The organism is Klebsiella sp. 18074 (assembly GCF_902705905.1).
Classification (GTDB): domain Bacteria; phylum Pseudomonadota; class Gammaproteobacteria; order Enterobacterales; family Enterobacteriaceae; genus Klebsiella; species Klebsiella terrigena.
Map to the genome: position 1 here is coordinate 98,410 of NZ_CACSIS010000021.1, position 10,942 is coordinate 109,351.

General features: G+C 53.7%; 11 protein-coding genes, 5 tRNA genes and 1 other RNA gene. All 17 read left to right on the forward strand.

Features of this window, described 5'->3' with window-relative positions:
• The first annotated feature begins 370 nt into the window (after window positions 1-370).
• Window positions 371-1,939, forward strand: a complete 1,569-nt coding sequence (gene cydA / locus GVK32_RS19875; RefSeq protein ID WP_132511851.1) for a cytochrome ubiquinol oxidase subunit I — start codon at window positions 371-373, stop codon at window positions 1,937-1,939.
• Between the two features lie 15 nt (window positions 1,940-1,954).
• Window positions 1,955-3,094, forward strand: coding sequence for a cytochrome d ubiquinol oxidase subunit II (cydB, locus tag GVK32_RS19880; protein WP_045854504.1), 1,140 nt, complete (start codon window positions 1,955-1,957; stop codon window positions 3,092-3,094).
• 17 nt (window positions 3,095-3,111) lie between these two features.
• Window positions 3,112-3,225, forward strand: coding sequence for a cytochrome bd-I oxidase subunit CydX (cydX, locus tag GVK32_RS19885; RefSeq protein WP_004100325.1), 114 nt, complete (start codon window positions 3,112-3,114; stop codon window positions 3,223-3,225).
• A 130-nt stretch (window positions 3,226-3,355) separates the two neighbouring features.
• Complete coding sequence (gene ybgE / locus GVK32_RS19890) at window positions 3,356-3,640, forward strand: cyd operon protein YbgE (protein ID WP_041144641.1); 285 nt, start codon at window positions 3,356-3,358, stop codon at window positions 3,638-3,640.
• A 285-nt stretch (window positions 3,641-3,925) separates the two neighbouring features.
• Entirely contained in the window at window positions 3,926-4,330 is a 405-nt protein-coding gene (gene ybgC, locus GVK32_RS19895) for a tol-pal system-associated acyl-CoA thioesterase (RefSeq protein ID WP_041144642.1), read from the forward strand.
• On the forward strand, window positions 4,327-5,019 hold the full coding sequence (gene tolQ, locus GVK32_RS19900) for a Tol-Pal system protein TolQ (protein WP_115193300.1): 693 nt from the start codon (window positions 4,327-4,329) through the stop codon (window positions 5,017-5,019). Before ybgC ends, tolQ begins: the two co-directional genes overlap by 4 nt.
• Before the next feature lie 3 nt (window positions 5,020-5,022).
• Window positions 5,023-5,457 carry a colicin uptake protein TolR gene (gene tolR, locus GVK32_RS19905; protein WP_159872036.1) on the forward strand — a complete coding sequence of 145 codons (435 nt, stop codon included), beginning with the start codon at window positions 5,023-5,025 and terminating at the stop codon, window positions 5,455-5,457.
• A 102-nt stretch (window positions 5,458-5,559) separates the two neighbouring features.
• Window positions 5,560-6,855 (forward strand): cell envelope integrity protein TolA, encoded by a 1,296-nt coding sequence (gene tolA, locus GVK32_RS19910; protein WP_159872037.1) that lies wholly within the window; start codon window positions 5,560-5,562, stop codon window positions 6,853-6,855.
• A 129-nt stretch (window positions 6,856-6,984) separates the two neighbouring features.
• A complete protein-coding gene (gene tolB / locus GVK32_RS19915) occupies window positions 6,985-8,277 on the forward strand; it encodes a Tol-Pal system beta propeller repeat protein TolB (protein WP_041144645.1) in 1,293 nt (430 codons plus the stop codon).
• Between the two features lie 34 nt (window positions 8,278-8,311).
• Window positions 8,312-8,836: a peptidoglycan-associated lipoprotein Pal gene (gene pal, locus GVK32_RS19920; RefSeq protein WP_004859700.1), complete on the forward strand. Its 525-nt coding sequence runs from the start codon at window positions 8,312-8,314 to the stop codon at window positions 8,834-8,836.
• Window positions 8,837-8,845: 9 nt separating this feature from the next.
• On the forward strand, window positions 8,846-9,643 hold the full coding sequence (cpoB, locus tag GVK32_RS19925) for a cell division protein CpoB (RefSeq protein WP_159872038.1): 798 nt from the start codon (window positions 8,846-8,848) through the stop codon (window positions 9,641-9,643).
• Between the two features lie 162 nt (window positions 9,644-9,805).
• A tRNA-Lys gene (locus tag GVK32_RS19930) sits at window positions 9,806-9,881 on the forward strand.
• 147 nt (window positions 9,882-10,028) lie between these two features.
• Window positions 10,029-10,104 (forward strand) — tRNA-Val (locus GVK32_RS19935).
• A 3-nt stretch (window positions 10,105-10,107) separates the two neighbouring features.
• Window positions 10,108-10,183 (forward strand) — tRNA-Lys (locus tag GVK32_RS19940).
• A 143-nt stretch (window positions 10,184-10,326) separates the two neighbouring features.
• Window positions 10,327-10,402 (forward strand) — tRNA-Lys (locus GVK32_RS19945).
• 130 nt (window positions 10,403-10,532) lie between these two features.
• Window positions 10,533-10,608 (forward strand) — tRNA-Lys (locus tag GVK32_RS19950).
• Window positions 10,609-10,651: 43 nt separating this feature from the next.
• Window positions 10,652-10,788, forward strand: a non-coding RNA gene (locus GVK32_RS19955) — RtT sRNA.
• The last annotated feature ends 154 nt before the right edge of the window (window positions 10,789-10,942 follow it).

Genomic DNA, 10,942 nt, shown 5'->3' on the forward strand with positions numbered 1-10,942 from the left:
ATTAACATTCAAAATGAAAATTGATTTAAATCAATGTTTAACAGTTGGAAAAAAATGAGAAATGGAGTTAAATTGTCGCCGATCAAATTGGCCGAAAACCGGTATTTTCGCTATAAATTGATCTCTGTCGAAAAGCGCAAATTTATCTCAATAAAAACCTATTTATTGTAAGGGATTTGCAGCGTAATATAACCACGGGATCAATTTGGGTGTTTTTTTAACATGTTTGTAACTTTTCTCCATTGCCGTTTCCTCTCAGGAAGAAAGGGTACGGCGAAAAGGCGCAAATAAATTTGTATTGGGGCATGTGTGTGACCCTTTCTAACGGGGTTCACTCTCGGAGTCTTCATGCGATGAGCAAGGAGTCATGATGTTAGATATAGTCGAACTGTCGCGCTTACAGTTTGCCTTGACCGCGATGTACCACTTCCTTTTTGTGCCACTGACGCTCGGTATGGCGTTCCTGCTGGCCATCATGGAAACGGTTTACGTCCTTTCCGGCAAACAGATTTATAAAGATATGACCAAATTCTGGGGCAAGTTGTTTGGTATCAACTTTGCGCTGGGTGTAGCAACCGGTTTGACCATGGAGTTCCAGTTCGGGACAAACTGGTCTTATTACTCTCACTACGTGGGCGATATCTTCGGTGCGCCGCTGGCCATTGAAGGGCTGATGGCCTTCTTCCTCGAATCTACCTTTGTCGGTCTGTTCTTCTTCGGCTGGGATCGTCTGGGCAAAGTACAGCACATGGCGGTGACCTGGCTGGTGGCTCTGGGGTCCAACCTTTCCGCACTGTGGATCCTCGTTGCTAACGGCTGGATGCAAAACCCGATCGCCTCGGACTTCAACTTCGAAACCATGCGTATGGAGATGGTCAGCTTCTCCGAGCTGGTGTTGAACCCGGTAGCTCAGGTGAAGTTTGTCCACACCGTCGCCTCTGGTTACGTCTGCGGCGCGATGTTCGTTCTGGGCATCAGCTCCTACTATATGCTGCGCGGTCGCGACTTCGCCTTCGCTAAACGCTCCTTTGCCATCGCAGCAAGCTTCGGTATGGCCGCTATTCTCTCCGTTATCGTTCTCGGTGATGAGTCCGGTTACGAAATGGGCGACGTGCAGAAGACCAAACTCGCGGCTATCGAAGCCGAATGGGAAACGCAGCCGGCACCGGCTGCCTTCACCCTGTTTGGTATTCCCGATCAGGATGCGCAAGAAAACCGCTTCGCGATTCAAATTCCGTATGCGTTGGGGATTATTGCCACCCGCTCCGTGGATAAGCAGGTTACCGGTCTGAAAGAGCTGCTCGTTCAGCACGAAGCGCGTATCCGCAACGGCATGAAAGCCTACACCCTGCTTGAAGAACTGCGTGCCGGTTCGAAAGATCAGGCCGTTCGTGACGAATTCAACAGCGTCAAGAAAGACCTTGGCTACGGGCTGCTGCTGAAACGCTATACGCCGAACGTCTCCGACGCGACGGAAGCTCAGATTGCGCTGGCAACGAAGGACTCGATCCCTCGCGTGGCTCCGCTGTACTTTGCCTTCCGTATCATGGTTGCCTGCGGCATCCTGATGCTGGGTATCATTGCAGCCTCCTTCTGGACGGTTATCCGCAACCAGGTCGGCGAGAAAAAATGGCTGCTGCGCATCGCGCTTTACGCGATTCCGCTGCCGTGGATTGCCATCGAGTCCGGCTGGTTTGTTGCTGAATACGGCCGTCAGCCGTGGGCGATAGGTGAGGTCTTGCCGACCGCGGTGGCGAACTCCTCGCTGACCGCCGCTGACCTGATCTTCTCGATGTTGCTGATTTGCGGTCTGTACACCCTGTTCCTGGTGGCGGAGCTGTACCTGATGTTCAAATTCGCACGCCGTGGCCCAAGCAGCCTGAAAACCGGTCGCTACCACTATGAGCAGTCTTCCGCGACTACTCAGCCGGCACGCTAAGACAGGAGTCGTCAAATGATCGATTATGAAGTATTGCGTTTAATCTGGTGGCTGCTGATCGGCATTCTGCTGATTGGTTTTGCCGTCACCGATGGCTTCGACATGGGGGTGGGCATGCTCACCCGCTTCCTCGGTCGTAACGACACCGAGCGTCGAATCATGATCAACTCCATTGCTCCACACTGGGACGGAAACCAGGTATGGCTGATTACCGCGGGCGGCGCGCTGTTTGCCGCCTGGCCGACGGTCTATGCCGCGGCGTTTTCCGGCTTCTATGTGGCAATGATTCTGGTGCTGGCGTCTCTGTTCTTCCGTCCGGTTGGTTTCGACTACCGCTCGAAGATTGAGGACACCCGCTGGCGTAACATGTGGGACTGGGGCATCTTCATCGGTAGCTTCGTGCCGCCGCTGGTGATCGGCGTGGCGTTCGGTAACCTGCTGCAGGGCGTGCCGTTCCACATGGATGAATACATGCGCCTGTACTACACGGGTAACTTCTTCCAGCTGCTGAATCCGTTTGGCCTGCTGGCCGGCGTAGTAAGCGTGGCGATGATCCTGACCCAGGGCGCGACCTACCTGCAGATGCGTACCGTCGGTGAACTGCACCTGCGTGCTCGCGTCACCTCACAGGTTGCGGCCCTGGTCACGCTGGTCTGCTTCCTGCTGGCAGGCGTTTGGGTGGTCTACGGTATCGATGGTTACGTGGTGACCTCGGTTATCGATCGCGCAGCGCCGTCTAACCCGCTGACCAAAGAAGTGGCGCGTCAGGCCGGTGCGTGGATGGTTAACTTCAACAACATGCCGTCGCTGTGGGCAATCCCTGCTCTGGGCGTCGTGCTGCCGCTGTTGACTATTCTGACCTCACGTCTGGAGAAGGGCGCTCTGGCGTTTGTCTCTTCCTCCATTACCCTGGCGTGTATCATCCTGACTGCGGGTATCGCTATGTTCCCATTCATTATGCCGTCCAGCACGATGATGAACGTTAGCCTGACCATGTGGGATGCGACCTCCAGCCAGATGACGCTGAACCTGATGACCTATGTGGCGATTGTCTTCGTGCCGATTATTCTGGGCTACACCAGCTGGTGTTACTGGAAAATGTTTGGCCGCATCACCAGAGAAGACATCGAAAAGAACACCCACTCGCTGTACTAAGGTAAGGAGCTATATATATGTGGTATTTCGCATGGATTTTGGGAACGCTTCTTGCCTGTGCTTTTGGGGTTATCACCGCGCTGGCGCTTGAGCACGTGGAAGCCACCAAAGCAGGTAAAGAAGAACACTGATGAGAGTTATCGCAACGCGATATACGAAATCAGTCGGGTTGCATCGAGGCGGCAAGCCAGGGAATCCCCGGAAGCTTACGGAGGTAAGCGACTGGGGTAAGCGGGCGCAGCCAACAAGGAGGCAACACGAATGATAAAATATATCTATGCGATAATGGATAAGCGCCCGCTCAGGGCGCTTTCTCTGGTGATGGCGCTGCTGCTGGCGGGCTGCATTTTCTGGGATCCGTCGCGCTTTGCGGCGAAAACCAGCGAGCTTGAAATCTGGCATGGTTTCCTGCTGATGTGGGCCGTTTGCGCCGGCGTTATCCACGGCGTGGGCTTTCGTCCACGTGCCGTTTTTTGGCAGGGGATTTTCTGTCCACTTATCGCTGATATTGTCCTCATTACCGGGCTTTTCTTTTTCTTCTTTTGAAAGATAAAAGTATAAGAGAACTTTGGTAACCTTATGGGCTTGCATAAGCCCATAAAAATTTACTCGCCGTTTACTTTCTCCCATTCCAAACCACGATTCCCGCGCGTATAGTAGCGAAGTTTGAAAGCACTCATCTTTTTTTGCATTACCGGGATGTAAAGTGAACACAACGCGATATACAACGGCATTCTCAATGCATCGCGGCGGCAGGTACGCAAATCACCGGGAGCTTACCAGAGTAAGTGACTGGCGTGAGTGGACGAAGCCAACAAAGAGGCAGCAGGAATGAATAAGTATATGTTTCGATGGCCGGTTCGGGTCTACTACGAAGATACCGATGCCGGTGGTGTGGTTTACCACGCCAGCTACGTCGCTTTTTATGAAAGAGCACGTACAGAGATGCTGCGCCACCATCACTTCAGTCAGCAGGTTTTGTTGGCTGAGCGAGTTGCCTTCGTGGTTCGCAAAATGACGCTTGAATATTTTGCGCCCGCCAGACTCGACGACATGCTCGAAATCCAGACGGAAATATCTTCGATGCGAGGCACCTCTTTGGTCTTCACGCAGCGAATCGTCAACGCCGAGAATACAGTGTTAAACGAAGCTGAGGTTCTCATTGTGTGCGTTGATCCACTCTTAATGAAGCCTCGTGCGCTTCCCAAGTCTATTGTCGCGGAGTTTAAGCAGTGACTGACATGAATATCCTTGATTTGTTCCTGAAGGCCAGCCTTCTGGTTAAACTTATCATGTTGATTTTGATTGGTTTTTCTATCGCTTCCTGGGCTATCATTATTCAGAGAACGCGTATCCTCAATACGGCAACCCGCGAGGCTGAGGCCTTTGAAGACAAGTTCTGGTCGGGTATTGAGCTTTCTCGCCTGTATCAGGAAAGCCAGGGGCGTCGAGATAACCTGGCCGGTTCGGAACAGATTTTCTATAGTGGTTTCAAAGAGTTTGCCCGTCTGCATCGCGCAAACAACCATGCGCCAGAGGCGGTGGTTGAAGGGGCATCGCGCGCCATGCGTATCTCCATGAACCGCGAGCTGGAAACCCTGGAAACGCATATCCCGTTCCTCGGAACCGTCGGCTCCATCAGCCCCTATATCGGCCTGTTTGGTACCGTTTGGGGGATTATGCATGCCTTCATCGCCCTTGGTGCGGTGAAGCAGGCGACTCTGCAGATGGTTGCGCCGGGTATCGCCGAAGCGCTTATCGCCACGGCAATTGGCCTGTTTGCAGCAATCCCGGCGGTAATGGCCTATAACCGTTTGAACCAACGAGTGAACAAACTTGAACTGAACTACGACAACTTTATGGAAGAGTTCACCGCGATTCTGCACCGTCAGGCGTTTACCAGCAGCGAAAGCAATAAGGGGTAAGCCATGGCCAAAGCACGTGGACGCGGACGCGGACGTCGCGAACTGAAGTCCGAGATCAACATCGTTCCGCTGCTGGATGTCTTGTTGGTGCTGCTGCTGATCTTTATGGCAACAGCGCCGATCATTACGCAGAGCGTAGAGGTCGACCTGCCGGATGCTACCGAATCGCAGGCGGTTAAAAGCAACGACGAACCGCCGGTGATCGTTGAAGTTTCCGGCGTCGGGCAGTACAGCGTGAAAGTTGGCCAGGAAACGCTGTCGCAGCTGCCGCCGGAGCAGGTTATTGCCGAAGCGAAGCGCCGACTCGAGGCCAATGAGAAAACGGTGTTCCTGATCGGCGGCGCGAAGGACGTACCTTACGATGAAATTATTAAAGCGCTTAACCTGTTGCATAGCGCAGGGGTTAAATCGGTTGGCTTAATGACCAAGCCTATTTAATCGCTTCAGATATGTGCGCCCGCCGGACGCAGGCGACGAGATAAACAGGCTCGTCGCCTGCGAGAAAAGCGGGAACAGGCGAACAGTTTTTGGGAACCGATAGTGTCAAAGGCAACCGAACAAAACGACAAGCTTAAACGAGCCATCATAGTTTCAGTCGTGCTGCACATCATTCTGATCGCGCTGCTGATCTGGAGTTCGTTCGATGAGCATCTGGATACTTCGTCCGGTGGAGGAGGAGGCTCTTCCATTGATGCGGTGATGGTCGATCCTGGGGCGGTCGTTAACAACTACAACCGTCAGCAGCAGCAGCAGGCCAGTTCGCGCCGTGCCGCTGAGCAACGCGAAAAGCAGGCTCAGCAGCAGGCCGAAGAGCTGCGTGAAAAACAAGCCGCAGAGCAGGAGCGCCTGAAGCAGCTGGAGCAGGATCGTCTGCAGGCTCAGGAAGCGGCTAAAGAAGCGAAAGAACAGCAGAAACAGGCTGAAGAGGCCGCAGAGAAAGCGGCTGCAGCGGCGAAAGCGCAAGCGGATACTCAGGCTAAAGAAGCGCAGGAAGCGGCGGCGAAAGCCGCTGCCGATGCAAAAGCGAAGGCTGATGCCCAGGCTAAAGTAGCGGAAGCTGCGGCAGCCAAGGCCGCAGCCGATGCGAAAAAGCAGGCGGAAGCTGAAGCGGCGAAAGCCGCAGCTGACGCGCAGAAGAAGGCCGAGGCGAAAGCGGCGGCAGACGCGCAGAAGAAAGCTGAAGCCGATGCGGCTAAAAAAGCGCAGCAGCAGGCTGAGAAGAAAGCCCAGCAGGACGCGGCTAAACAGGCCGCCGCCGAGAAGGCTGCGGCAGAGAAAGCCGCTGCAGCCAAAGCCGCCTCTGAAAAGGCCGCGACTGAAAAAGCGGAGAAAGCCGCTGCCGCCAAAGCTGCAGCAGCAGAAAAAGCGGCCGCTGATAAAGCAGCTAAAGCCGCTGCTGCTAAGGCTGCCGCGGCGAAGAAAGCTGCGGCAGCTAAAGAAGCTGACGGCGTTGACGACCTGCTCGGTGACCTGAGCTCGGGTAAGAATGCGCCGAAAGGTGGTGGAGCCAAAGGTCAGGGGCAGCCGTCGAACTCAACCGGCACCTCGGGCAGCAACGGCGGGGCGTCTGGCGCAGATATCAGCGGCTACGCGTCGCAGATTCGTAATGCTATTCAGAGCCGATTGTACGGTGCTGATTTGTATGCAGGAAAGTCTTGTGTGCTGCATATTAAGCTGGGTCCTGATGGACAATTGCTTGATATACAACAGGAAGGTGGGGATCCGGCTCTTTGCCAGGCAGCATTGACTGCGGCCAAAGCGGCGAGGATTCCGAAACCACCTAGCCAGGCAGTTTATGAGAAAATAAAAGATGCCAAACTAGACTTTAAACTGTAATAGTTTTCCCCGTGAAAACGGGGCAAAACAATCTATGGTTGTCACCGGGTTTTGGTAGTTTTGTGTATTTGAGTTTGTTAACATTCTGCTAAATTATCGTGGGCTTTCCGCCCGGATAAGGGAGATATGATGAAGCAGGCATTACGAGTAGCATTTGGTTTTTTAATGCTGTGGGCGGCTGTGCTGCACGCAGAAGTACGTATCGAGATCACCCAAGGGGTCGACTCGGCACGCCCGATCGGCGTTGTACCGTTCCAGTGGGCCGGACCGGGTGCTGCACCTGAAGATATTGGCGGTGTGGTGGCGGCTGACCTGCGCAACAGCGGTAAATTCAACCCGTTGGATCGCTCGCGTCTGCCTCAACAGCCGGGAACCGCGCAGGAAGTTCAACCTGCCGCATGGTCCGCGCTGGGTATTGACGCCGTGGTCGTAGGTCAGGTCACGCCAAACCCGGACGGTTCTTACAATGTTGCCTACCAGCTGGTCGACACCGGCGGTGCGCCGGGCACGATTCTGGCACAAAACTCTTATAAGGTGACTAAACAGTACCTTCGCTATGCGGGTCACACCGCCAGCGATGCGGTATTTGAGAAGCTGACCTCTATTAAGGGCGCGTTCCGTACCCGTATTGCTTACGTTGTACAGACCAACGGCGGCCAGTTCCCGTATGAGCTGCGCGTTTCCGACTACGATGGCTACAACCAGTTTGTTGTCCACCGTTCGCCGCAGCCGCTGATGTCTCCGGCATGGTCTCCGGACGGCTCTAAGCTGGCTTACGTCACCTTCGAAAGCGGTCGTTCTGCGCTGGTCGTTCAGACTCTGGCTAACGGAGCAGTGCGTCAGATTGCCTCGTTCCCGCAGCACAACGGCGCGCCGGCGTTCTCGCCGGACGGCAGCAAGCTGGCCTTCGCACTGTCGAAAACCGGTAGCCTGAACCTGTACGTGATGGATCTGGGCTCTGGTCAGATTCGCCAGGTGACCAACGGTCGCAGCAACAACACCGAACCAACCTGGTTCCCGGACAGTCAGAACCTGGCCTTTACTTCTGACCAGGCCGGTCGTCCGCAGGTGTACAAAGTCAGCGTTGGCGGCGGTACTCCGCAGCGTATTTCCTGGGAAGGTTCGCAAAACCAGGATGCGGACGTCAGCAGCGACGGTAAATTTATGGTAATGGTGAGCTCGGCCAGCGGCCAGCAGCACATTGCCAAACAAGATCTGGTAGCGGGTGGCGTACAAGTTCTGTCGTCAACGTTCCTGGACGAAACGCCAAGTCTGGCACCTAACGGCACTATGGTAATCTACAGCTCTTCTCAGGGGATGGGATCCGTGCTGAATCTGGTTTCTACAGATGGGCGTTTCAAAGCGCGTCTTCCGGCGACTGATGGACAGGTAAAATTCCCTGCCTGGTCTCCGTATCTGTGATAATAAATAATTGATTATTAAAGGAATCAAAGAAATGCAACTGAACAAAGTGCTGAAAGGGCTGATGATCGCTCTGCCGGTTATGGCAATCGCGGCGTGTTCTTCCAACAAGAACGCCAGCAACGACCAGAGCGGTGAAGGCATGCTGGGTGCCGGCACTGGTATGGATGCTAACGCTAACGGCGGCAACATGTCTTCCGAAGAGCAGGCTCGTCTGCAGATGCAGCAGCTGCAGCAGAACAACATCGTTTACTTCGATCTGGACAAGTACGATATCCGTTCTGACTTCGCTGCAATGCTGGATGCGCACGCTAACTTCCTGCGTAGCAACCCGTCCTATAAAGTGACCGTTGAAGGTCACGCGGATGAGCGCGGTACTCCGGAATACAACATCGCTCTGGGTGAGCGTCGTGCTAACGCCGTTAAGATGTATCTGCAGGGCAAAGGTGTTTCTGCTGACCAGATCTCCATCGTTTCTTACGGTAAAGAAAAACCTGCAGTACTGGGCCACGACGAAGCGGCTTACGCCAAAAACCGTCGCGCCGTACTGGTTTACTAAGAGAATTGCATGAGCAGTAACTTCAGACATCATCTGTTGAGTCTGTCGTTACTGGTTGGCATAGCGGCCCCCTGGGCCGCTTTTGCTCAGGCGCCAATCAGTAGTGTCGGCTCAGGCTCGGTCGAAGACCGCGTCACTCAACTCGAGCGTATTTCTAACGCTCACAGTCAGCTTTTAACTCAGCTTCAGCAACAGCTCTCCGATAACCAGAACGATATTGATTCCCTGCGCGGTCAGATTCAGGAAAGTCAGTATCAGCTTAATCAGGTTGTTGAGCGCCAGAAACAGATCCTGCTGCAAATTAACGGTATGAGCAGCGGTGGGGCTACGCCGGATGCACAGGCGCCGGCGGCATCGTCCGGTGACGGGCTGGGCGCAGCGGCCGCTACGGCGGCTCCAGCGGCGAACTCCGGCGCTCCGGCGCTGACCGGAGATGCCAATACTGATTACAACGCCGCTATTGCGCTGGTGAAGGATTCGTCCCGCCAGGATGATGCGATGGCTGCGTTTCAGAATTTCGTTAAAAAGTACCCGGATTCAACCTATCAACCGAACGCCAACTACTGGCTCGGTCAGTTGAATTACAACAAGGGGAAAAAGGATGATGCGGCCTACTATTTTGCTTCGGTGGTGAAGAATTACCCTAAATCCCCAAAAGCGCCGGATGCGATGTTTAAAGTCGGCGTGATCATGCAGGACAAAGGTGATACCGCTAAAGCGAAGGCCGTTTACCAGCAGGTGGTCGGTAAGTTTCCTGGGACCGATGGCGCGAAACAAGCGCAAAAACGCCTTAACGCTCTCGGCTGATTATGCCATGACCAGAAATTGCAGTATTTCTGGTCGTGTCGCGTGAATCCTAAGCAGTCAGATGTTTTTTATCGAAATACTTGTTGCGCTGAATTCTTAAATCAGTAATATATGCCGCCGTTGCCAAGGGATATCGAACAAGCCTGAAGCGACGAAAAAAGTGGGTCGTTAGCTCAGTTGGTAGAGCAGTTGACTTTTAATCAATTGGTCGCAGGTTCGAATCCTGCACGACCCACCAATCGTTCTGGTGGAACGCGATAGTAAAACGTGAAGGATAACGTTGCATTAGCAACGGCCCGTAGGGCGAGGCGAAGCCGAGTCATCCTGCACGACCCACCACTAATTAATTACTAAGTTAATTAGTAGCAGTATCCAGCGTAGTATCGGGTGATTAGCTCAGCTGGGAGAGCACCTCCCTTACAAGGAGGGGGTCGGCGGTTCGATCCCGTCATCACCCACCACTCGGGTCGTTAGCTCAGTTGGTAGAGCAGTTGACTTTTAATCAATTGGTCGCAGGTTCGAATCCTGCACGACCCACCAATTTTAACGTCTTACTCAGATGTTAAGCGTGAAGGATAACATTGCGCAGCAATGGCCCGTAGGGCGAGCGCAAGCGAGTCATCCTGCACGACCCACCAATTTTATTGGTGACGAGTGAAGAATAATTCAGGTAGTACCCGAGCGGGTCGTTAGCTCAGTTGGTAGAGCAGTTGACTTTTAATCAATTGGTCGCAGGTTCGAATCCTGCACGACCCACCAACGCTTAAGGTATTTATCGGTAGAGACAGTGAAGGATAACGTTGCACAGCAACGGCCCGTAGGGCGAGGCAAAGCCGAGTCATCCTGCACGACCCACCAGCCTGAATGATTAAAGTAGTAAACCCGCAAGGGGTCGTTAGCTCAGTTGGTAGAGCAGTTGACTTTTAATCAATTGGTCGCAGGTTCGAATCCTGCACGACCCACCAAATTTAGAAAAAAGCGCCTTTAGGCGCTTTTTTCGTTTCTGCGCACTATGCTCAACCGTGCAGGATGAGAACCTGCAGCAGGTTCGACAAAATCGCCGGGAGTGATTTTGCATCGCCACTTGTGGCGACCCGTAGGGCGAGTCTCAGGATGAGACGAGTGATATCCTGCACGACCCACCAATGTAAAAAGGCGCCCTAAAGGCGCCTTCAGATTGATGACAAAGTCCTGGCCGTGAGGCCAGGACTTTGATCTAATAAGGTCAGTGCAAAAAATGGACTGACTGCCATGCTTAGAGAACCTTCCCCCCATCAATATCAGTTTGAAACCATTACT